The organism is Paramesorhizobium leguminum (genome assembly GCF_003217235.1).
Classification (GTDB): domain Bacteria; phylum Pseudomonadota; class Alphaproteobacteria; order Rhizobiales; family Rhizobiaceae; genus Paramesorhizobium; species Paramesorhizobium leguminum.
The window spans coordinates 19,589-42,201 of record NZ_QJTF01000023.1 but is presented as its reverse complement, the minus strand read 5'-3'; the positions used below and the strand labels follow the sequence as shown (position 1 = coordinate 42,201).

The 22,613-nt window shown below is 59.4% G+C and carries 20 protein-coding genes; 11 read left to right on the top strand and 9 right to left on the bottom strand.

What is annotated here, in order from left to right; translation table 11 throughout:
* Positions 1-4 precede the first annotated feature (4 nt).
* Positions 5-2,023: an RNA polymerase sigma factor RpoD gene (gene rpoD, locus C7477_RS15930; protein WP_110753937.1), complete on the bottom strand. Its 2,019-nt coding sequence runs from the start codon at positions 2,021-2,023 to the stop codon at positions 5-7.
* Between the two features lie 334 nt (positions 2,024-2,357).
* Positions 2,358-4,334 carry a DNA primase gene (gene dnaG / locus C7477_RS15925; protein WP_110753935.1) on the bottom strand — a complete coding sequence of 659 codons (1,977 nt, stop codon included), beginning with the start codon at positions 4,332-4,334 and terminating at the stop codon, positions 2,358-2,360.
* A 277-nt stretch (positions 4,335-4,611) separates the two neighbouring features.
* Here dnaG and C7477_RS15920 point away from each other — a divergent pair, with 277 nt between their 5' ends.
* Complete coding sequence (locus C7477_RS15920; protein WP_110753933.1) at positions 4,612-6,282, top strand: Na/Pi cotransporter family protein; 1,671 nt, start codon at positions 4,612-4,614, stop codon at positions 6,280-6,282.
* Between the two features lie 16 nt (positions 6,283-6,298).
* On the opposite strand, the gene C7477_RS15915 is transcribed toward C7477_RS15920, so the two are convergent.
* Positions 6,299-6,691, bottom strand: coding sequence for a GNAT family N-acetyltransferase (locus tag C7477_RS15915; protein WP_245411868.1), 393 nt, complete (start codon positions 6,689-6,691; stop codon positions 6,299-6,301).
* On the opposite strand from C7477_RS15915, the gene C7477_RS19280 reads away from it, so the two are divergent.
* Positions 6,590-6,865: a hypothetical protein gene (locus tag C7477_RS19280; RefSeq protein ID WP_245411869.1), complete on the top strand. Its 276-nt coding sequence runs from the start codon at positions 6,590-6,592 to the stop codon at positions 6,863-6,865. The two genes, C7477_RS15915 and C7477_RS19280, sit on opposite strands and share 102 nt — an antisense overlap.
* On the opposite strand, the gene C7477_RS15910 is transcribed toward C7477_RS19280, so the two are convergent.
* The gene (locus C7477_RS15910) at positions 6,859-7,311 is read right to left on the bottom strand and encodes a GatB/YqeY domain-containing protein (protein WP_110753929.1); all 453 of its coding nucleotides are present in this window, start codon (positions 7,309-7,311) and stop codon (positions 6,859-6,861) included. The genes C7477_RS19280 and C7477_RS15910 overlap by 7 nt on opposite strands.
* A gap of 190 nt (positions 7,312-7,501) precedes the next feature.
* Here C7477_RS15910 and carA point away from each other — a divergent pair, with 190 nt between their 5' ends.
* The 3 genes from carA (at position 7,502) to C7477_RS15895 (ending at position 9,492) form a co-directional block, all read left to right on the top strand.
* Positions 7,502-8,719 carry a glutamine-hydrolyzing carbamoyl-phosphate synthase small subunit gene (carA, locus tag C7477_RS15905; RefSeq protein WP_110753928.1) on the top strand — a complete coding sequence of 406 codons (1,218 nt, stop codon included), beginning with the start codon at positions 7,502-7,504 and terminating at the stop codon, positions 8,717-8,719.
* Between the two features lie 146 nt (positions 8,720-8,865).
* Positions 8,866-9,069 (top strand): hypothetical protein, encoded by a 204-nt coding sequence (locus tag C7477_RS15900; protein ID WP_110753926.1) that lies wholly within the window; start codon positions 8,866-8,868, stop codon positions 9,067-9,069.
* 3 nt (positions 9,070-9,072) lie between these two features.
* The gene (locus tag C7477_RS15895; protein ID WP_110753924.1) at positions 9,073-9,492 is read left to right on the top strand and encodes a type II toxin-antitoxin system HicB family antitoxin; all 420 of its coding nucleotides are present in this window, start codon (positions 9,073-9,075) and stop codon (positions 9,490-9,492) included.
* A 25-nt stretch (positions 9,493-9,517) separates the two neighbouring features.
* Here the strand turns inward: C7477_RS15895 and ypfJ are convergent, their stop codons facing one another.
* From ypfJ to C7477_RS15880, 3 genes are all read right to left on the bottom strand, one after another.
* Positions 9,518-10,453 carry a KPN_02809 family neutral zinc metallopeptidase gene (ypfJ, locus tag C7477_RS15890; protein WP_110753922.1) on the bottom strand — a complete coding sequence of 312 codons (936 nt, stop codon included), beginning with the start codon at positions 10,451-10,453 and terminating at the stop codon, positions 9,518-9,520.
* A gap of 200 nt (positions 10,454-10,653) precedes the next feature.
* Positions 10,654-11,130, bottom strand: a complete 477-nt coding sequence (locus C7477_RS15885; RefSeq protein WP_110753920.1) for a DoxX family protein — start codon at positions 11,128-11,130, stop codon at positions 10,654-10,656.
* Positions 11,131-11,139: 9 nt separating this feature from the next.
* A complete protein-coding gene (locus C7477_RS15880) occupies positions 11,140-12,378 on the bottom strand; it encodes an MFS transporter (RefSeq protein WP_110753918.1) in 1,239 nt (412 codons plus the stop codon).
* Positions 12,379-12,677: 299 nt separating this feature from the next.
* On the opposite strand from C7477_RS15880, the gene carB reads away from it, so the two are divergent.
* From carB to C7477_RS15865, 3 genes are read left to right on the top strand one after another with little or no spacing between them, the layout of a single operon-like run.
* Positions 12,678-16,160, top strand: a complete 3,483-nt coding sequence (gene carB / locus C7477_RS15875; RefSeq protein ID WP_110753916.1) for a carbamoyl-phosphate synthase large subunit — start codon at positions 12,678-12,680, stop codon at positions 16,158-16,160.
* Positions 16,161-16,190: 30 nt separating this feature from the next.
* The gene (locus tag C7477_RS15870) at positions 16,191-16,475 is read left to right on the top strand and encodes a hypothetical protein (RefSeq protein ID WP_110753914.1); all 285 of its coding nucleotides are present in this window, start codon (positions 16,191-16,193) and stop codon (positions 16,473-16,475) included.
* Positions 16,472-16,651, top strand: coding sequence for a hypothetical protein (locus C7477_RS15865; RefSeq protein WP_110753912.1), 180 nt, complete (start codon positions 16,472-16,474; stop codon positions 16,649-16,651). The genes C7477_RS15870 and C7477_RS15865 overlap by 4 nt, the downstream gene beginning before the upstream one ends.
* Positions 16,652-16,734: 83 nt before the next feature.
* On the opposite strand, the gene C7477_RS15860 is transcribed toward C7477_RS15865, so the two are convergent.
* A complete protein-coding gene (locus C7477_RS15860) occupies positions 16,735-18,543 on the bottom strand; it encodes an ABC transporter ATP-binding protein/permease (protein WP_425373581.1) in 1,809 nt (602 codons plus the stop codon).
* A gap of 409 nt (positions 18,544-18,952) precedes the next feature.
* Here C7477_RS15860 and C7477_RS15850 point away from each other — a divergent pair, with 409 nt between their 5' ends.
* Both C7477_RS15850 and C7477_RS15845 read left to right on the top strand, forming a co-directional pair.
* Positions 18,953-19,162, top strand: coding sequence for a cold-shock protein (locus tag C7477_RS15850; RefSeq protein ID WP_068882330.1), 210 nt, complete (start codon positions 18,953-18,955; stop codon positions 19,160-19,162).
* A gap of 259 nt (positions 19,163-19,421) precedes the next feature.
* The gene (locus C7477_RS15845) at positions 19,422-20,474 is read left to right on the top strand and encodes a glycosyl transferase family 90 (protein ID WP_110753908.1); all 1,053 of its coding nucleotides are present in this window, start codon (positions 19,422-19,424) and stop codon (positions 20,472-20,474) included.
* 12 nt (positions 20,475-20,486) lie between these two features.
* On the opposite strand, the gene C7477_RS15840 is transcribed toward C7477_RS15845, so the two are convergent.
* Positions 20,487-21,101: a glutathione S-transferase family protein gene (locus tag C7477_RS15840; protein WP_110753906.1), complete on the bottom strand. Its 615-nt coding sequence runs from the start codon at positions 21,099-21,101 to the stop codon at positions 20,487-20,489.
* Positions 21,102-21,400: 299 nt separating this feature from the next.
* Here C7477_RS15840 and C7477_RS15835 point away from each other — a divergent pair, with 299 nt between their 5' ends.
* Positions 21,401-22,603 carry a pyridoxal phosphate-dependent aminotransferase gene (locus tag C7477_RS15835; protein ID WP_110753904.1) on the top strand — a complete coding sequence of 401 codons (1,203 nt, stop codon included), beginning with the start codon at positions 21,401-21,403 and terminating at the stop codon, positions 22,601-22,603.
* The last annotated feature ends 10 nt before the right edge of the window (positions 22,604-22,613 follow it).

The following is a 22,613-nucleotide window of genomic DNA, read 5'->3' as shown; positions in this document are numbered from 1 at the left end:
CCTCTTAGCTATCCAGGAACGAGCGCAGCTTGCGCGAGCGGCTCGGATGCTTGAGCTTGCGCAGCGCCTTCGCCTCGATCTGGCGGATACGCTCGCGCGTGACCGAGAACTGCTGGCCGACTTCCTCCAGCGTGTGATCGGTGTTCATGCCGATGCCGAAGCGCATACGTAGCACACGCTCCTCGCGCGGCGTCAGCGAGGCGAGCACCCGCGTCGTCGTATCGCGCAAGTTCGCCTGGATGGCGGCATCGATCGGCAGAAGCGCGTTCTTGTCCTCGATGAAATCGCCGAGGTGCGAGTCTTCCTCGTCACCGACAGGCGTTTCAAGGCTGATCGGCTCCTTGGCGATCTTCAGAACCTTACGCACCTTCTCCAGCGGCATGGCGAGCTTTTCCGCCAGTTCCTCCGGCGTCGGCTCGCGGCCAATCTCGTGCAGCATCTGGCGCGAGGTGCGCACGATCTTGTTGATCGTCTCGATCATATGCACCGGAATGCGGATCGTGCGGGCCTGATCGGCGATCGAACGGGTGATCGCCTGCCTGATCCACCAGGTCGCATAGGTCGAGAACTTGTAGCCGCGACGGTATTCGAACTTGTCCACCGCCTTCATCAGGCCGATATTGCCTTCCTGGATGAGATCGAGGAACTGCAGCCCGCGATTGGTGTATTTCTTGGCGATGGAGATGACGAGACGCAGATTTGCCTCCACCATCTCCTTCTTGGCGATGGCCGCCTCGCGCTCGCCCTTCTGCACCTGATTGACGATGCGGCGGAACTCGCCGATGGAAATCGCCGTCTCCTGCGCCAGGTTCTGGATCTCGGCGCGCAGATTGTGGATCCCCTTCACCTCGTTCTTGGCGAATTCCTTCCAGCCGCGCGTTGTCAGCACTGCGATTCTTTCAACCCAGTTCGGATCAAGCTCACTGCCCTGATACTCTCGCAGGAACTCTTCGCGGCGCACGCCATAGGATTCGGCGAGACGCAACAGCTTGCCCTCGTTCTGCACCAGGCGCTTGTTGATGTCGTAGAGCTGCGCGACCAGCGCCTCGATGCGGTTCTGGTTGAGCGAAAGCGATTTTACCGCTGTGATGAGCTGGTCCTTCAGCTCCTTGTAGCGGCGCTCCTGGCTTGTCGAAAGCTCGCCCGATGCAGCGAGACGGCCCTCAACCTGCTGATCCTGCAGCTTGCGCAGCTTCTTGTAGGTATCGGCGATGAGGTCGAGCGTTTCCATGACCTGCGGACGCAGCTCCGCCTCCATCGCTGCAAGCGACAGATTAGCCTCGTCGTCTTCGTCGTCCTCTTCCTCGATCGGCATTTCGCCGCCGACATTGGTGATGTCATCATCATCGCGGCCGCCCCGGCGCGGCTTTTCGTCGGTACGCGGCTTTTCCTCCTCGACCCGCTCGACAACCGGCGCCTGCTTGGCTTCCGGCCCGGCATAGGTGGTCTCCAAATCGATGATCTCGCGAAGCAGTATTTTCGACTCGTTCAGGTCTTCGCGCCAGATGATAATGGCCTGGAAGGTGAGCGGGCTCTCGCACAGGCCCGCGATCATCGTCTCGCGACCTGCCTCGATGCGCTTGGCGATGGCGATTTCGCCCTCGCGCGACAGAAGCTCCACCGAGCCCATCTCGCGCAGATACATGCGCACGGGATCATCGGTACGGTCTGTCGGCTCTTTCTTGGTCGTCGTCGGTGCAACGGCAGTGCCGGTCGCCTCGACCAGTTCGCCGCCCTCCGGCTCGTCGTCGTCGCTCTCTTCGGCGTCGGCGTCGCGCTCGTCATCCTCCACGACATTGATGCCCATGTCGGAGAGCATCGCCATCGTGTCTTCGATCTGCTCGGAGGTCACTTCCTCGGAGGGAAGAACGGCGTTGAGCTCATCCATCGTGACATAGCCGCGCTTCTTGGCGACCTTGATCATCTTCTTGACAGCGTCGTCAGAAAGGTCGAGAAGCGGCCCATCGGTTGCGCCTTCGCGCTCGACTTCAGCCTCTTCGTTTTCCTTCACCTTCGTTGCCATATGCTTTTCTCCAGGCGATCTTGGATCGCTTTGTCTTGAAAAAGTAGAGCGTGCGGACGGCTTCGCACATCACCCGTGTGATCAGCGAGTAGCTGCTTCCTGTTAATAGCCGATTAACCCTGTTTCCGGCCGCGCAGGTTTTTATCTATTTGGGCGGCGAGCCACCCTTTTTTGGGCAATTTCGCGGAAAGGCGGCTTAAGCCTTGCCAGCTTTTTGTTTTTACCCAATGATTAAAGCGTCCTGATTCCGTCATTTTGGCCGCTCGTCAAGAGCGAGTCATCTGATTCGCCTAAAAAAAGCGAATCATTTTATCGAGCAGAAAGCCGAATCGAATCAGAAGCCGCCGGCTGGCCGCCCCGACGGAATTCCGAAACCCTCGATCAGCGCTTCGGTTGCCTCCGCCTTGCGGATTTCGTTCTGGATATCGAGGAGACGCCCGAAAACTTCGCCCGTTTCATCGTCCATGAGCGCGGCTTCCACCGCTCTCAGCTCCTTATGTAGAACTCTTGCCCGTTGATGCAAGTGAACGGCCTGTTTGAGCGCTTCCCGCGCATCCTCTTCCGCCGCCCTATCCGTCGCCGTCCAGACGCGGGCGCGCCGCACGATCAATTCCAGCGTCTCGATCGTCTCGCCATGGCCCGCGATGCGCAACGCCTCGCGCATTTCCGTTCCATCCTGCAAATTCGCTTCCGCCATCGCGTCCAGCATCGCCAGATGCAACCGCCGCAATAAAGGGTGTTGCAGATCAAGGGCCGCCATCGCCTCGAAATCCTCGTCGATCAGCCGGGGATGGTTGAGCAGCATCAGCAGGATCGCCGTTTCGCGCAACGGAGGCATCGAAGTGGACGAGGCGCTTTTCACCAACGACGAGCGAGCCAGACTATCGGAAACACCAAGCCGCCCCGGCGCCCCCCTGCCCCGCTGGCCATATCCGCCTTGTCCAACGGCCCCTTGCCCATAACCATTGCGGTTATTGCCGCGCTGGTTGCCCATCTGATTGCGTTGCCGCGCCTGGCCGAAGAACTGTTGCGCGCGGTCGCGCATTTCCTGCGCATAATGCCGCCGCACATTTTCGTCACCGATGCGTGACGTGATCTCACGCATCCGCGCTTCCAGCTCCGCGCGCCGCTCCGGCGTATCGAACACGCCGCCGGATGTCTCGCGCGTCCACAGCATGTCGGCGAGCGGACGCGCATCCCTGAGCACCGCATGGAACGCCTGCGGCCCATCCGCCTTGACCAGATCGTCCGGGTCCTTGCCTTCAGGCAACAGCGCGAAGCGCAGCGACCTGCCGGGTTTGAGCGCCGGCAACCCCAGATCGACCGCGCGATGCGCCGCCCGCACCCCCGCCTGGTCGCCGTCGAAACAAAGCACCGGCTCCGGGCTTATCCGCCAAAGAAGGTCGAGCTGATCCTCGGTCAACGCCGTGCCCATCGGCGCCACCACTTGCCCAATGCCCGCCTGCGCCAATGCGATGACATCCATATAGCCTTCAACCGCGATCACCGCCTTGGCCGGATCGCCGCCCTGCGGCTGGCAGGCCTTGCGGGCGCGCAGCGCATTATAAAGCATCTGCCCCTTGTGAAAGAGTTCGGTCTCGGGGGAATTCAGATATTTGGCAGGCACATCCGGCGACAGCGCCCGCCCGCCAAACGCAATGACGCGCCCGCGCAAATCCTCGATTGGAAACATGACGCGGTCGCGAAAGCGGTCATAGGAAACGGCAATGCCCTCGCCATGCACCACGAGCCCGCAAGCCTCCATCTGCTCCCGCGTCACGCCCTTGAGCGCCAGATGCTCCTTCAGCGCATTGCGGCTTTCCGGCGCATAGCCCAGGCGAAAGGCCTGCTGCGTCGCCGCCGACAGGCCCCGCTCACGCAAATACGCGCGGGCCTTGGCACCGGCTGCCGCCTGCAATTGCTGCTCGAAGAACCCCGCCGCCATGTCCATCACGTCATGCAGCGTGGCCCGCTGCGCCTCGCGCTTTTCCGCCTCCGCGTCGCGCGCCGGCATCGGCACCCCGGCCATATCGGCGACACGCTGCACCGCTTCGGGAAAATTCAGCCCCTCCAGATCTGTCAGGAACTTGAAATGATCGCCCGTCACGCCGCAGCCGAAGCAATGGTATCGGCCCTTGCGATCCTCGCAGTGAAAGCTCGGCGTCTTCTCGCCATGGAACGGACAGCACGCCCAGAAATCGCCCTTGGCGGCGTTGGTCTTCTTGCGGTCGAACGAAACCCGCGTTCCGATCAAATTCGAGATCGGAACGCGGTCGCGTATCTCGTCGAGAAAGGAAGGCGGAAAACGCATTTCATGTACTCTGGGGGAACCTGTGGCCTCAAGGCCATCTTATATCATAGGCCGGACGGGAATAATGGCCAAACACAGAGTTCGGCTTATCCCCACCCATTGCCATATATGCCTGCCGTCATAAATTTGTCATTGAGGAAGCAGGAGATTTCCGAAATTTGAATGCAGGAATATGTTTTTAAGCAAAACCCTGAATTGATGGAATATATTATCCACTTTTGCGCTACGCTTGCTTGATCTTTTTAATGACAATTCTTGACCGGAAGGACGTGATCTCTTGAATGGCTCTGTCGTCTTGCTGCATCTGGCCGGAGCCGTAGCCCTGCTCCTGTGGGCGACGCGCATGGTACGCACGGGCGTGGAGCGGACCTATGGCAGCGAACTGCGCCAGCGTCTGCGCAGCGTGGTGAAGCGGCCGGTGCTCGCGGTGAGCTTCGGCGCAGCCTTGGCAATTGCCTTGCAAAGCTCCACCGCCGTCACGCTGCTTGTCGGCTCCTTCGTCGGCTCGGGCTTCGTCGGCGGCGTCACCGGGCTGATGGCCGTGCGCGGCGCCGAAGTCGGCTCGGCGCTGGTCGTCAAGATCCTCAATTACGATCTCACCCTGCTCGTGCCGATCTGCATTCTCGCCGGCACAATCATATTCATGACGACGGAACGCCGCGACTGGCGCCAGAACGGCCGCATTCTGGTGGGTATCGGTCTCCTCATCCTCTCGCTCGAAATGATTGGGCAGGCGACCGAGCCGCTCCGTCACAGCCAGCTCCTGCCGGTTATCGTCAGCTATCTCTCGAGCGACCCGATCACCGCCTATCTGCTGGCGGCGCTCGTCACATGGCTGTTCCATTCCAGCATCGCCGCCGTCATTCTTCTGACCAGCTTCGCCTCGCGCGGGTTCATCCAGCCCGAACTGGGCCTCGTCATGGTACTGGGGGTTAATCTCGGCTCCTCCATCATCGCGCCCATCCTCACCCGCAACGCCCCGCCCAAGACCCGTGTCGTACCGCTCGGCAATCTCTTGATGCGCGGCGCGGGCTCGCTGGTCGCCCTATTGTTGTTTCTCACTTTCCAGCCCCCGCTAAGCCTGCTTGGCAGCACCTCGGTCGACCAGATCGTCAACGCGCATATCCTATTCAATGTCCTTATCCTCCTCGCCGGCATCCCGCTTTCAGGGCTGGTGCTGCGCGCCACCGAGGCGCTGGTCAGCCTCAACACGCCGCAGGGCGAGCAACAGCCCCTGGCCGCGCAGGAGGTCAGCGCGCTCGATCCGAGCGTTCTCGATACGCCATCCCTGGCGCTCGCCAACGCGACGCGCGAGGTGGTGCGCGTCTGTGAGACCGTGGAACTCATGCTGCAGCGGATCATGGATCTCTACGAAAAGCCCGATCAGGCCCGCATCAAGGAACTCGCAGCCCTCGATGACCGCGTCGACCGTCGCCACGCGGCGATAAAGCTCTATCTCTCCCGCCTCGCCACAAGTAATTTGAGCGACTACGAGGCCCTGCGCACGCAGGAACTGCTCGGCGCCTGCGTCAAGCTGGAACAGGTCGGCGATATCATCGTGCGCAACATGCTCGCTCAGGTGCGCAAGAAGATGAACCGCAAGGTGGAATTCACCGAGGAAGGCTGGCGCGAACTGTCACAGTTCCATGCCTTCGTGCTCGCCAATGCGCGCCTCGCCTTCAACGTGCTCATCTCGCGCGACGAACACACCGCCCGCCAGCTCGTGCAGGAAAAGGACCGGCTGCGCGACATGGAAAAAGACACCAGCCAGCGCCATTTCTCGCGCCTGCGGGAAGGATCGGAGCGCAGCATCGAGACGAGCACCATCCACCTCGACACCATCCGCGATTTGAAGCAGATCAACTCCCTCCTCACCTCCATGGCCTACCCGGTTCTGGAGGAACAGGGCCTGCTGCGCGATAGCCGATTGAGGATGGCCAGGAAGTAGCCTAGCAGCCCAATTCTTATCGAAACCGAAACCGGAGGACATGATTGGGATAGGCCTGATCGCCAATCTGAAACTGGGTCTCTCCTACGCGTTCAAAGCCATTCTTCAAGTAAAAGCCGATTGCCCGTTCGTTCTCGGCGTTGACGGTAAGCCATACGTTCGGCCTCCCGCTTGACGCACAGTGCCGCAATGCCGCTTCGAGCAATCGTTGTCCCACGCCATTATGCTGGTGCCGGGACTGAACATAGAGAGTTACAATCTCCAGATCGGAGCAATTCTCAACGGGAGACTTTGCTCCCGAGGATATATGGACAAATCCAACGATCCCGACCGTATCTTGTGCAACCAGAATATGTTCATTCTGGCGCGACAGGAGTTGCCCGAACCGGGCCGCCGTAAAATGGCTCAAGGCATAATCGGCAAAAAACGCATTCACTCCATTGTGAAGATAAGTGTGAAGCCACACCTCCAGCCCAATTGCGGCCAGGCTGGAGGCATCCTTAATATCCGCTTGTCTTATCATTTCCCAATTATTGCTCTCTCGCCATCGATGGGCGCTGCTATCAATCAGCCGCTTTACTGAAGCAATTCCTTCACAATCCCGTTCGCCTTGCTGAAATCCATCTGCCCGGCGAAACGCTCCTTCAGCAAGCCCATAACCTTGCCCATGTCCTTCACGCCGCTCGCGCCGGCTTCCGCGATAACCGCTGCAACAGCCTTGCGCATTTCGGCTTCGTCGAGCTGCTTCGGCAGGAACCCGCGAATGATCTCGATCTCCGCCCGCTCTTGCCCCGCCAGTTCCGGGCGGTTGCCTTCGTCGTAAAGCTTGGCCGATTCCTCGCGCTGCTTGATCATCTTGGCGAGAATTGAAAGCAGTTCGTCATCCGCAACCGCCTCCTTGCCCGCGCCGCGATTGGCGATGTCGCGGTCCTTCACCGCCGCCATGATGAGGCGCAGCGTCGAGACGCGGGGCTTGTCCTGCGCTTTTTGTGCCATGGTGAGGGCCTGGGCGATCTCGTCGCGTAGCATGGGGTTTTCTCCTGATGAATCTGATTTGAAGCCTATAATAAGCTTGAAATCGGTTTCGGGAAGCGTTGACCAAGGCCTCCGCTTTCTTTATTGGACAAATTCTAGCTGAACAATTGTCTTGGGACACGGGCGGCGGGCTTGATCGGCCTGCCGTGTTTTGCCGCGTCTTAACCTCTTCAAGGAGTGTCCGATGACCGCCACCAAAACCGCAGCCTGGACGGCGACGAAGCCGACCGCCCTTCTCGTTCTCGCTGATGGTACGGTCATCGAGGGCATGGGCGTCGGCGCGACCGGCGCGGTCGAGGCGGAAGTCTGCTTCAACACCGCGCTGACGGGTTATCAGGAAATCCTGACCGATCCTTCCTATGCCGGACAGATCGTCACCTTCACCTTCCCGCATATCGGCAATATCGGAACCAATGGCGAGGATATCGAGGATCTGACCCCGGCGAACCGGGCCGGCGCTGTCGGCGCAATCTTCAAGGCTGATATCACCGAACCCTCCAATTATCGCGCCGCCGCCGGCCTCGATGAGTGGCTGAAAAGCCGCGGCATCATCGCGCTCTCAGGCATCGACACCCGTGCCCTCACCGCGCTCATCCGCGAAAAAGGCACCCCCAACGCCATCATCGCGCATAACCCCTCCGGCGAATTCGACGTGCCTGAACTCAAAAAACGCGCCGCCGCATGGCACGGCCTGGTCAATCTCGACCTCGCGAAAGAAGTCACCTCCGGGCAGACCTCCGTCTGGAACGAGACGCCATGGGTATGGAACGAAGGCTATGCCAGCGAGGAAGCGCCGCGTTACCACATCGTCGCCATCGATTACGGCGTGAAGCGCAACATCCTGCGGCTGATGACCGGCCTTGGCGCGAGGGTAACGGTCCTCCCCGCCACCGCCACGGCTGAAGACGTGCTGGCGCATAATCCGGACGGCATCTTCCTCTCCAACGGCCCCGGCGATCCGGCGGCGACGGGCGAATATGCGGTTCCCGCCATCAAGAAGCTCGTGGAGACGGGCATTCCGCTCTTCGGCATCTGCCTCGGCCACCAGATGCTGGCGCTGGCGCTAGGCGGCAAGACGCAGAAGATGCACCAGGGCCACCACGGCGCCAACCATCCGGTCAAGGATCACACGACGGGCAAGGTGGAAATCGTCTCGATGAACCACGGTTTCGCCGTCGATTCAGACTCGCTGCCCGAGGGCGTCGACGAAACCCACATCTCCCTCTTCGACGGCTCCAATTGCGGCCTGCGCCTCGTCGGCAAGCCGGTCTTCTCGGTGCAGCACCACCCCGAAGCCTCCCCCGGCCCACAGGATTCGCACTACCTTTTCACGCGGTTCTTCAATCTGATCCGTGAGAAGAAGGGCGAGGCGCCGTTGGCGGAAAGGGCAAAGGCGGCGTAAGCAGCCCGAACAGTTTGTAATTAAAAGCCGGCGTCACTCGCCGGCTTTTTACTTTCCCGGTATCTTCATCTTCCAAAAAACTGTGGCCACCGCAAACGAATTGCGCAATATTATGCGCATAACGCATTAATCGGGGGGCACGATGGATGCCAAAATATGAAGACGATCGCCGCAGGATCGTCGCCCGTCTCCTCGCGGAAGGCTGGACCAGCAAGGGTGGCAAGGAGCACGAAAACTTCACGAAGCACGGGCACCGAATGATCCAGGTTCCCCGCCACAGAACCGTAACGCAAGGTGTGGCGCAGTCGATTGCCAAGGCCGCGGGTTGGGGTAAGACTCAAGGAGAATGAACCATGACGACGACCAGGTATATTGCCCTGATTGACGGAAAGGCTGGCGCATATGGCGTCGTGTTCCCAGACGCCCCCGGATGCGCGGCGATGGGCAAAACGCTTGATGAGGCGATCCGCAATGCCGTCTCGGCTCTCGCCGAATGGATTGAACATTACGACAGCGAAGATGTGCCTGATGTACCGGGGCCTCGCGCTGCTGATGAATTGCGAAAGGACCCGGAGACGGCAGAGCAGATTGCGAACGGGTCGATAATGGTTGTCATCCCCCTCGTTCGCGAAAAAGGGCGTCAGGTTCGTGCCAACCTTTCAATAGATGCGGGCCTGCTGGAGGCAATCGATGAGGCAGCCGACGCTTCGGGACTGACCCGCTCGGCTTTTTTGGCAAGCGCTGCCCGAGACAAGATTCTGAGCCGGGTTTAGAGGAGTTTAACGGAAATCCGTATCGTTAAATATCCCCTTTGAACGTATCGCAAGCCTCCAGCTTGCCGCTATTATACCCCCGGCTGAACCACTCCGCCCGCTGCGCCGACGTGCCGTGGTTGAACGTCTCCGGCACCACATAGCCCTGGGTGCGCTTCTGTATCGTATCGTCGCCGATCTGGTGAGCGGCGTTGATCGCTTCTTCAAGGTCGCCCTGTTCGACGATGCCTTCCTGGTTGGTGTAATAGCCCCAGATGCCGGCGAAGCAGTCCGCCTGCAACTCGACGCGCACCGACATCTTGTTGGCGTCGTCCTGGCTCATCGATTGCCGCATCTGGTTGAAGCGCGGCAGGATGCCGAGCAGATTCTGCACGTGATGGCCCACTTCATGCGCCAGCACGTAGGCCTCCGCAAAATCGCCCGAAGCGCCGAAGCGGTTGGCAAGCTCATTATAGAAGCTCAGATCGATATAGACCTTGCGGTCGCCGGGGCAGTAGAACGGCCCGGAGGCGGCGCTGGCGAAGCCGCAGGCCGAGCGTACCTGATTGCTGAACAGCACCGTGGTCGGCGGCGCATAGGTCGCGCCCTTGGCCTTGAAGATGCCGCTCCACACATCCTCGGTTTCCGCCAGCACGGTGCGCACGAACTGCGTCATCTCGTCATTGCGCGGGCCTGACGATGCGCCCAGTTTTTGCCCCGGCGCTTGGGCCTGCTGGGTCGGCGCCAGATTGCCGGTCAAGAGAAACTGGATGGGATCGAGCCCGATGGCCTGCATTCCGAAGAAAGCCACGACCAGAATGATAATGCCGGAAATGCCGCCGCCGCGCACAAGTTGAAAGGCTGGCCCGATAAGCCCACCGCCACCGCCGAAGCCGCCCTGGCGAAAACCGCCCTGCGCCCCGCCATTCTCGTCGCGGAGATCCTCCACATTGTCGCTCTGCCTGCCACCCTGCCAACGCATGGATGCCGCCCTCTCTCATTTCGCTCTTGGCAGGGATTAATGCCGCGAAAGAAGAGCGTTCACAACCTTATTCGCATGTTATGACAGAGGAAAATCCACGGCAGGCTGCACCAGCCGGCACGCGCCGCTGCTGCCAACGCAGCGCCGCCGGTTTTGTCGACGCCCGTATCGCCGAACTGTATCCAGAGCCGTTCAGCCTTCTAGCGAATTAAATTCAGAACCACGGCATCGAGACTATATGGCCCGGCGCCGCTCGCGATGATGACGATCAGCATGATGGCGTATAGAGTTTCAGGCAGATAAAGCCAGTCATCGAGCCGGTCTGCTTCATCGATGGGCTTGTAGATTCTGACCCGCTGCCTGCCTGTCACCGCGACGGCAACGATAATGATCACAAGCAGGCCTAGCGCGGCGAGCGGAGTGAGAAATCCAATCGCGACGGCGATGCCGGCCGTGAACTCGACGAGCGGCACCCACCATTGATTAAAGCCTACGCAGGGAATGCCGCACCGCTTCAGTTCCTCGGTAAACGAAATGTGGCGCTGTGCATTGAATAGCTTGTGATAGCCGCAGAGTGCGAAGAATACGCCAATGGCGACTCGATTAAGCGTAAGCGCGATGTCGGCTCCGCAGAGCCCCCTAAAGAGTATGTCGGTCAATATATCCGGTAAAGCCATCGAACCACTCTATTGCCCAATCACTCCGGTCATCTGCTGACGCGGCGTCTTGCTACCCCTTCCACTCGACTTTGCCAGTTTGGCGGCCCGCAGCGCCGCGGGCTGCTGGAAGACCAGAAGCGAAACGATCGCCAGAAGCGCAAACATGGCCGCAACGAAGCCAAGCTCGGCGAGCCAGCCATATTGAAGCACCATGCTGCCCATGAGCGAGCCGAATGCAACGCCCAGAAACATCACCGAATTATTGAGCGACAGTGTGATCGGGGCAAGTTTTGGCGCAACGCTGACGATGTGGCTTGCCTGCGCCGGTGGAAACGCCCAGCCGATGAGGCCCCACGGCACCATGGCCGCGATGAGGATCACACCGGCGAGAGGACGCGGCACGAAGAGCGGGATGACGGAGAATGTCGCAAGGATGATGGCATCGAGCGCGAGGACGACGAGCGCAGTCCGGGTCACGCCGAAACGGTCGGCAAAGTAGCCGCCGCTTAAGTTTCCGATCGCCGCGCCGATGCCGAAGAGAAGCAGCATGATCGGGAGCGCCGTTGCGTCCAGTCCCGCCCCCTGCATTGCCAGCGGCGCGATATAGGTGAAGACGGCGAAGGACCCGACCGTGAAGAGAAAAGTCGTCGCCAGCGCCGGGAAAATGCCGGGCTGGACCGCCGCAGCCAGCCTTTCGGAAAGCGGCTGGCGCGCTCCCGTGAGACCGCGCGGCAGTTCTCTCCACAGGATAAGGGCGGCAATACCCCCGAAGACCGCGACGGTAAGGAAAGTTCCCCGCCACCCCACCACATTTCCGATCAGCGCGCCAAGGGGGGCGCCAAGCGTCACCGCCACCGTCGTCCCGCCGGCGATGATGGCAATCGCGCTCGCCCTTCGCTTCGGTCCGGCAAGCGCCACGGCGGTCGCCTGCGCCATGGCCATGAACGGACCCGCCGCCAGCGCCATGAGGGTTCGGGCGCTGACCAGCATGGCCAAGGACGAACTCGCCGCGGCGACAAGATTGCCGAGAACGAATAGAGCCAGCGTCGCGGTAATGACGTGCCGGCGATCCGCCGATGCCACCAATGAGGTCGATATCGGCGCGCTGATGGCATAGGTCAGTGCGAATGCGGTGATGAGAAACCCAGCATGGGCTACCGTTATCCCGACATCGGCCGAAATGTCAGGCAGAAGGCTCGATATGACGTAGCCCTCGGTGCCTATGGCGAAAGATCCCAATGCCAGCCAAATAAAGCGCTTGTCCATGAGAAACTATACCTACGGTTTGTCAGTACAATTGGTCTTTACTACATGAAGGTCAACCAATAGTGGTTCATACTCACAAACATGTCATTACAAGAGAATTGTAGCGCCACGTGCCCTGCATGGGCTGTCAGGCCCGCGGAAACCCACATAAAACCATGAAAAATCGTGTTTTTGGGGGTTACGTCGCAGCGCACCTTTGCCTATAAGGCCCCCTTAGCCTCATAGAAATCTGCTGCCAACCCGCCGGGACATGTCCCTGCGGGCTTTCATGGCAGCGCGCCGAACGACGGGATAAGACCATGCCGAAACGTACAGACATCAAATCGATCCTGATCATCGGCGCGGGACCGATCGTCATCGGCCAGGCATGCGAGTTCGATTATTCCGGCACCCAGGCCTGCAAGGCGCTGAAGGATGAGGGCTACCGCATCATTCTCGTCAATTCCAATCCGGCGACGATCATGACCGATCCGGAGCTGGCCGACGCCACCTATATCGAGCCGATCACGCCGGAAGTCGTCGCCAAGATCATCGCCAAGGAGCGCCCGGACGCGCTGCTGCCGACCATGGGCGGCCAGACCGCGCTCAACACCGCGCTGTCGCTGAAGCGCATGGGTGTGCTCGACCGCTATAATGTCGAGATGATCGGCGCCAATGCCGAAGCCATCGACAAGGCCGAGGACCGCGCGCTGTTCCGCGAGGCCATGGCCAAGATCGGGCTGGAAACGCCCAAATCGATGCTCGCCAATGCCACCGAAGCCAAGGACAAGGACCGCAAGGCGCATGAGGAGCAGCGCAAGGCGCTGAAGGCCCAATATTCAGGCGCCGAACTCGACACCGCGCTCGACAAGCTGGAGACCGAGTGGCAGCTCGGCGAAGTCGATCGCAAGCAGCGCTACATGACCCATGCCATGAGCATGGCGGCGCAGGCGCTCGACCATGTCGGCCTGCCCGCCATCATCCGCCCCTCCTTCACGCTGGGCGGCACCGGCGGCGGCATCGCCTACAACCGCTCCGAATTCTATGAGATCATCGAGCGCGGCCTCGACGCCTCGCCAACCACCGAAGTCCTGATCGAGGAATCCGTGCTCGGCTGGAAGGAATATGAGATGGAAGTCGTCCGCGATCACGCGGATAATTGCATCATCATCTGCTCCATCGAAAACCTCGACCCGATGGGCGTCCATACCGGCGATAGCATCACCGTCGCCCCAGCGCTGACCTTGACCGACAAGGAATATCAGATCATGCGCAACGCCTCCATCGCGGTGCTGCGCGAGATCGGCGTCGAGACCGGCGGCTCCAACGTGCAGTTCGCCGTCAACCCGAAGGACGGACGCCTCATCGTCATCGAGATGAACCCGCGCGTCTCGCGCTCCTCCGCGCTCGCCTCCAAGGCGACCGGCTTCCCCATCGCCAAGGTCGCGGCCAAGCTCGCCGTCGGCTATACGCTGGACGAGCTGGAGAACGACATCACCGGCGGCGCGACGCCCGCATCGTTCGAGCCATCAATCGATTATGTCGTCACCAAGATCCCGCGCTTTGCCTTCGAGAAGTTCCCCGGCGCATCGCCTATCCTCACCACCGCCATGAAATCGGTCGGCGAGGTCATGGCCATCGGCCGCACCTTCCAGGAATCGTTGCAGAAGGCCTTGCGCGGCCTCGAAACCGGACTTACCGGCCTTGACGAAATCTCCATCCCCGGCATCGAGGACGGCGACGACAAGAACGCCATCCGCGCCGCCATCGGCACGCCGACGCCCGACCGGCTGCGCATGGTCGCGCAAGCGATCCGCATGGGTATGACACTTGAGCAGGTGCATGAGAGCTGCAAGATCGATCCGTGGTTCCTTGAGCAGATCGAGGGGATCATCGACATGGAGACCCGCATTCGCGAGCACGGCCTGCCGCAGGATCAGGAAAACCTGCGCATGTTGAAGGCGATGGGCTTCTCCGATGCCCGCCTCGCCAGCCTCACCGGCCAGGACGCTTCGGATGTGGCGAAACTGCGCAACAGCCTCGACGTCCATCCGGTATTCAAGCGCATCGACACCTGCGCCGCCGAATTCGCCTCCCCCACCGCCTATATGTATTCCACCTACGAGACGCCCTTTGCCGGCGAGACGCGCTCGGAAGCGCAGGTCTCCGACCGCAAAAAGGTCGTCATCCTCGGCGGCGGCCCCAACCGCATCGGCCAGGGCATCGAGTTCGACTATTGCTGCTGTCATGCCGCCTTCGCGCTGGGCGATGCAGGCTACGAGTCGATCATGATCAACTGCAACCCGGAGACGGTCTCGACGGACTACGATACCTCCGACCGGCTCTATTTCGAGCCGCTGACGGCGGAGGACGTGCTGGAAATCCTACGCGCCGAACAGGAGGCTGGCACGCTCGTTGGCGTCATCGTGCAGTTCGGCGGCCAGACGCCGCTGAAGCTCGCCGACGCGCTGGAAAAGGCCGGCATCCCGATCCTCGGGACCTCGCCCGACGCCATCGACCTCGCCGAAGACCGCGACCGCTTCCAGAAGCTTCTGGTCAAACTCGGTCTCAACCAGCCGAAGAACGGCATCGCCTATTCGGTCGAGCAGTCCCGCCTGATCGCAAGCGATCTCGGCTTCCCGCTGGTGGTCCGCCCCTCTTACGTGCTGGGCGGTCGCGCCATGCAGATCATCCATGACGAGCGCGGCCTGCAAAGCTATCTGCTCGACACCGTGCCGGAACTGGTGCCGGAGGATATTAAGGCGAAGTATCCCAACGACAAGACCGGCCAGATCAACACGCTTCTGGGCAAGAACCCGCTGCTGTTCGACACCTATCTCACCGAAGCCATCGAAGTGGATGTCGATTGCCTGTGCGACGGCAAGGATACCTATGTCTCCGGCATCATGGAGCATATCGAGGAAGCCGGCATCCATTCCGGCGATAGCGCCTGCTCCCTCCCCGTCCACACGCTTTCGCCGGAAACGGTGGCGGAACTTGAGCGCCAGACCGCGGCGCTCGCCAAGGCGCTCAATGTCGGCGGATTGATGAACGTGCAGTTCGCCATCAAGGACGGCACGATCTATGTGCTGGAAGTCAACCCCCGCGCCTCGCGCACGGTGCCCTTCGTCGCCAAGACCATTGGCCGCCCCATCGCCAAGGTCGCCGCCCGCATCATGGCCGGCGAAACGCTCGAAGCCGCGCTCGGCGCCTATGGCGGCAAGCCGGATCTGGCGACGCGCCCGCATATCGCGGTCAAGGAAGCCGTGTTCCCCTTCGCTCGCTTCCCCGGCGTCGATACGCTGCTCGGACCCGAAATGCGCTCGACCGGCGAGGTCATGGGCCTCGATTACGATTACGCCCTCGCCTTCGCCAAGGCGCAGCTCGGCGCGGGCGTCGATCTGCCGCGCGACGGCACCCTGTTCGTCTCCGTCCGCGACGAGGACAAGGCCGGCATCCTGCCCGCCGTGAAGCGCCTGGCCGGCATCGGGTTCAAGGTGCTCGCCACCGGCGGCACCCAGCGCTTCCTCGCCGAAAACGGCGTCGAGGCGACCAAGATCAACAAGGTCCTGGAAGGACGCCCCCACATCGAGGACGCCATCCGCAACCGCCAGGTCCACATCGTCTTCAACACCACCGACAGCGCCAAGGCAGTCTCGGATTCCAAATCCATCCGCCGCGCCACGCTGATGCAGAAGGTGCCGTATTATACGACACTCGCCGGCGCGGAGGCGGTGGCTGAGGCCATAGCGGCGCTGAAGGCGGGGAGCCTCGAGGTGAGGCCGCTGCAGGATTATTTTTAGGGGAGGCAGACTTGGGAGGGGGCAAACACAATGGTACTGGCGCCGGAGCATGACAGAGAGGAACTGCAGCGGCGCTTTGAGGAACGTGAGGCCGAGAAGAAACGTGCCGCTACGGCTGAGAATGAACGTATCAAGCTGACGGCCACAATGGTCAGCCAGATCGGCGTGATCGTTGTTACCATAGGGTTCGTCACGCCACTTCTGACGACCGGGCTAAGCTGGATTCAGGAGCAAAAAGTAATTTCCGCCATTTGCATAATCCTATGGATCGGCTTACATTTGGTGGCAAGACGGCTGTTGAGAGGTCTCAAATGAGCGATCCTTTCGCCTATATGATCGGTTATATGTTAATTGTCGTTGCGATCTGTGCGGTGCTGGCGGTGTATCAATTACGCGAGAGCCGGAAGGTCGACGAGAAATTGGCGCGCATCCGCGAAGAGCAATATGAGATTGCACGCCAACTGCGTGCGCTCGACGCAAAGACGCGATAAACTCATTCAGCGGCGGGTTTGATCATACGACAGCGCCGGAAAACCTGAACACAAGTATAGCACCCAACTCTCCATCCTGCTCCCTACCCCTCCCCCGGCAATTCCAACTTCTCCCCCGCCTCATCCTTGTCCAGATACAGCACCCGCGAAAACACATGGTCGTGCGGGAGGCGGCGGCCGATGTTGATGATGGCGGCCTCCTGCAGATAGTTGCGCAGGATATCGAGCACACGGTCGAGCGCGTCCTCCTCCATCCCGTCGAGCGCCTCGTCCACCACCACCCAGCGGGGATTGATCAGGCTGAGGCGCGCAAAGGCGAGGCATTGCTGCTCGTCCTCGCTCAGCACCCGGTCCCACCGCGCCACGCGGCCAAGGCTCGATGCGAGCCGGTCGAGGCCGCCGCGCTTGAGGGCGGCCTTCAGTTCGTCCTCAGAAAACCGGCTGGCATCCAGCGGATAGGCGAGCGCCTCGCGCAATGAAGTCGGCGGGAAATAGGGTATTCTCGGCATATAGACGACCTCTTCGCCCTTCGGCAGGCCGATCCTGCCCGCGCCCCAGGGCCAAAGCCCGGCCAGCGCGCGGAAAAGCAGCGTCTTGTCGGTGCCGGGCGAGCCGATGATCAGAACTTTCTCGCCAGGCTTCACCTCGACATGCGCCTCGCGCAGCTTCATCCCGCCTTCGGTCGAAGCAATCTCCAGATCGTCGATGGTCAGCCGATTGTCCTCGTTCTCCTCGGTGACGATGCGCCGGCCGAGTGCGCCCATCTCGTCCATCCTGACCACCGCCTGGCGAAACGAGGCGACGCGCAACAACGTCGCGCGCCAATCCGCGATGGCGCCGAAATTATCGACGAACCAGCGCAGCGAGGTGTGCACCTGCGTAAACGCGCCCACCGCCATCATCAGCCCGCCAAAGGTAAGCCCGCCGGAGAAATAGACCGGCGCGGCGACGAGAATCGGCGCCACGATGGTGAACCACCCATAGCCGGCGATTACCCATGTCAGATTGGTCAATGCATACGCGATGCGCCGGATGGAGATAAGAACCGCATCCAGATCGAGATCGAGCCGCCGCTTTTCATCCGCCTCGCCGCGCGCAAGCGCGATGGCATCAATATGCTCGTTCACCCGCATCAGCGAGAAACGGAGATCCGCCTCCCGCGCGTAGCGATCCGCATTGATCGTCACCAGCTTGCGCCCGACGATCCATGTAAGCCAGGAGGCGGAAGCCGCGTAAATGATCGCCGCCCAGACCATATAACCGGGGATGGTGAAATTGTAGCCGGCGACATGAAAGACAAAGCCGCTCGAAAGCGCCCACAGAACGCCGATGAAGCTGGCAAGCACGATGGTTGCCTGCAAAAGTCCGATGCCCAGATCCGCCGTCGTCTCCGCCAGATGCCTGGCATCCTCATGCAAACGTTGATCCGGGTTGACGCCGATTTCTCCCGCGCCGGACAGACGGAAAGCGCGGCCGGGCATCATCCATTGCCCGATCACGTCGCGCGCCAGCCCCTCGCGCAGCTTGAGCTTGAACATCTGGTTGAGCCAAGTCTGCGTCACGTTGAGCACCAGAAGCGTCCCGGTAATGCCAACGAAAATCAGGAGCTGATGCAGGAAGGCGTTTACATCCCGCCGCGAAAGCGCATCGTAGAACGGCACGTTCCAGCGGTTGAGAGCGAGCTGGCCATAGGCAATGGCCGCGATCAGAATGAAAATCAGGCTGCCGAACGCGATGAGCGTATTGCGCACGGGCGACGCCCAGAAGGCGCCCATCATCATCGACCCCTGCGACAGGATATCCGTGCCTTCCAGATTCGCGCCCCGCGCAAGGCGCGACAGGCGCCCGGGCGCTTTTTCTTTGGATCCCGAAGCTCTGCGTGGGGTCTTCAATGCTTGCCAAGCCCTTTCTTAGAGCATGATCGCTTCTCGTATGAGATCATGCTGCAAAACCAGCGAATCAAAATCGATCTCTCTCTCTCCAGAATGTATGGGAAGAGGTGGTCACGGAAAGATATAGGCCGCAACACGATAAGTTTTTGCGGCTCGGCCATATATTGCGCCTTTTGTGCCTTATAATGCTCCGTCCGGAAAGCGAGGCCCGGCATTCATTTCAGGCAATGGCTTGTAATGAAGGCCATTCTATCATAAAGTTGGCCTATCGATATTTCGGTCGAGTGACTTTGCGACCCGTGCGACACGTTCGCGCTTCCTCACGATCTCCTCTCTATAATCTCGATCCAACGGGCACGTATGCCTATCTGTACGGGCCTTCTTTTTACGACGTTACAAGGAGTTTCCCATGGCTACGGGAACAGTGAAGTGGTTCAACGGCACCAAGGGCTTCGGCTTCATTCAGCCTGATCAGGGCGGCGCGGACGTTTTCGTCCACATCTCCGCCGTCGAGCGCGCCGGTCTGCGCGGCCTCAACGAAGGCCAGAAGATCAACTACGAAATCGTGCAGGACCGCCGTTCCGGCAAGTCCTCCGCTGACAACCTGACGGTTGCCTAATCTTTCGCTATTCAAGCGCTAGAATCAGAATGAAGAGGCGGGGGCAACCCCGCCTTTTTTGTTTTTGAACTGACGTACGGAATGGCGGCATCACCCGATGAAGCAGCGGAATACCCCCTCGATAAGGTCACAATACCGCCGCATTTGCCGCATTTTAGCCTTGACAGTTATACCGAAATCGCACACGCTTGGAGGGAAAACACAAAAAATTCCCTCGCGCCTTGTGATGAAGGGCTAGAGGGGTGGGGGATGAATAAAAATGTCGGTTCGCGCGCTATACTATATAAAAAATTTCATTACTGACAATATACCTCAATCAATATTTTATGAAAAACTTTCCAGGACATTAGACGACTACAGCAGCAATGAAATTGAATCACTGCTTTACAGGGTGAATTACTATAACAAATTGAATAATGAATTCAGCTTGAATAGTGCAACCATCAATAATATCGACAAGAATAAAAGCCTATATTATTACGATTTAAAGCAATATGCTCGGTACTTTCAGCCAGACATCAGGATTTCCTATGTCTTTGGCGATGTAATAACAATTCCTGACGAGCCATCAATTGTCAAAAGCAGACCGATAGATGGAAATAATCCAAATTCCGTCATTATGAATTTGAATAAGGTGAGACATTTCAAGGAAGCGAAAGATACGCTTAGCTTTCGCGCAAAGAAGAATATGGCCGTCTGGAGAGGACGCAGCAACAATATAAAACGAGTGAACCTTGCTAAATTATATCACGACAGCCCCCTCTGCGACATCGGATTGGTAAATGGGGAGCTTCCGGAGCTTATGAAGCCTTGGCTGTCTATGGAGCAACAGCTTGGATATAAATACATAGTTTCCGTGGAAGGAAATGATGTAGCTACAAATTTGAAATGGATAATGTCAAGCAATTCACTCTGCATGATGCCGAAATGCGTATATGAAACCTGGTTTATGGAAGGCTTGTTAGTACCTGGCTTCCATTTTGTTCTTTTGAATGATGACATCTCAGATTTGGAAGAGAAGATAAGTTATTACAACGATAACCCGGCAGAGGCGGAGGAAATAATTAAGAGCGCACAAATGTACACATCCATGTTCTACAATAAGAGAGAAGAAAAGCTTATATCTATATTGATTTTATTGAAGTATTTTTCTCTAAGTGGGCAAATTACCCTTAATGGGCAACTTGAATCCCTTTCCGAAAGCGTAATAAAGGGGCTTATGTCCGGGAAAACGGACGCCGACCGGCCCGAACAACAGCTCCTATTTGGAGCTGGGAATGTTCGAGCCGAATCACCTATTTTGGCGGCTTGACAGCCTTGAACGTCACTGCGGCAGCCACTCAATCGGCACGTGCCCCGGATCGGCAGCGACGCGATCGAGCCACGCTGACACGGCGGGATAACGCTTGAGGTCGAAGCCGCCGCGATCCGCATCGTGCGTATAGGCATAAAGCGCGATATCAGCGACGCTGAGCGCCTCGCCCGCCAGGAATGGCGTCTTCTGCAATTGCGCTTCCATGACGCCCAGCGCCTTGTCGCCCCCTTCAAGCGTGGAGCTTAGCCTTTCCGGCGTCGCCAGCTTTGCGCGCTCGGGATAAATCATCAGCGAACGCCGCACAGCGATATAGGGCTCATGGCTATACTGCTCGAAAAACAGCCATTGATAAGCGAGCGCCCTTGCATAGGCATCATCAGGCAAAAACTGCGTGCCTTCGGCCAGATGCAGCAGAATGGCGTTGGATTCGGCTAGGAATCGCCCATCGTCGAGCTCAAGCAGCGGCACCTTGCCGTTCGGGTTTTTGGCAAGATAATCCGGCGTACGCGTCGAGCCGTCGAGTGAGGATACGCTCACATGGCGAAAAGACATTCCAAGCTTCGCCATCAAAAGCCGCGGCTTGTAGCAATTTCCTGAATCGAGTTGTGAATAAAGGACAGGCATTCGGTCGGTTCTCCAGTTTCCCGCCAGAATTGGCACGCCAACCTTTTACCGTCCAATCAGTTTGGCTGAACTGTTCGTCAATGATTGCTGATGGTTCCGCCCTTCGCGGCAACACCTGATCTCAAATCGCCGGGTTGTGAAACCGAAAACCAAAGCTTTTCTTGCGATTCGCCCCATATTGCGACATAGAAAATCCCGCGAAATCATGCGGCTAAAGCATGATCCCGAAAAGTTGTAGACTTTTCGGATAAGATCATGCGGCCAAACCAAAAACTTACCGCCATCCAGGAGAATGAACCATGGCATTCCTCGCCGACGCCCTTTCCCGCGTAAAGCCTTCCGCCACCATCGCGGTCAGCCAGAAAGCACGCGAGCTGAAGGCGAAAGGCAAGGATGTCATCGGCCTTGGCGCGGGCGAGCCGGATTTCGATACGCCTGACAATATCAAGAAGGCGGCCATCGCCGCCATCGAGCGCGGCGAGACAAAGTATCCGCCCGTTTCCGGCATCCCCGAACTGCGCCAGGCGATCGCCGCCAAGTTCAAACGCGAGAACGGCCTCGACTACAAGCCGGAGCAGACCATCGTCGGCACAGGCGGCAAGCAGATCCTGTTCAACGCTTTCATGGCCACGCTGAACCCCGGCGATGAGGTGGTGATCCCCGCCCCTTATTGGGTCAGCTACCCCGAAATGGTGGCGATTTGCGGGGGCACCCCCGTCTTCGTCAACACCCGGCAGGAAGACAATTTCAAGCTGACGGCCGAGGATCTGGAAAAGGCAATCACCCCGAAGACGAAATGGCTGGTCTTCAACTCGCCGTCGAACCCGACCGGCGCGGCCTATACCGAGAGCGAACTGAAGGCGTTGACCGACGTGCTGGTGCGCCATCCGCATGTCTGGATACTCACCGACGACATGTATGAGCATCTGGTCTATGGCGATTTCGTCTTCACCACGCCGGCGCAGGTCGAGCCGTCGCTTTATGACCGCACGCTCACCATGAATGGCGTGTCCAAGGCCTATGCCATGACCGGCTGGCGCATCGGCTATGCCGCCGGCCCGCTGCAGCTCATCAAGGCGATGGACATGATCCAGGGCCAGCAAACCTCGGGCGCCTGCACCATCGCGCAATGGGCGGCAGTCGAGGCGCTCAACGGCCCGCAGGATTTCATTCCGCAGAACAAGAAAATCTTCCAGGGCCGCCGCGATCTGGTCGTCTCCATGCTCAACCAGGCCAAAGGCATCGTCTGCCCGATGCCGGAAGGCGCTTTCTACGTCTATCCGTCCTGCGCCGGACTGATCGGCAAGACGGCTCCTTCGGGCAAGGTTATCGAGACCGACGAAGATTTCGTCACCGAGCTTCTGGAAGCGGAAGGCGTGGCGGTGGTGCAGGGCTCGGCTTTCGGCCTTGGCCCCAACTTCCGCATTTCCTACGCCACCTCGGAAGCGCTTCTGGAAGAAGCCTGCTCCCGCATCCAGCGCTTCTGCGCCTCGCTGCGCTAAAACAAGGACA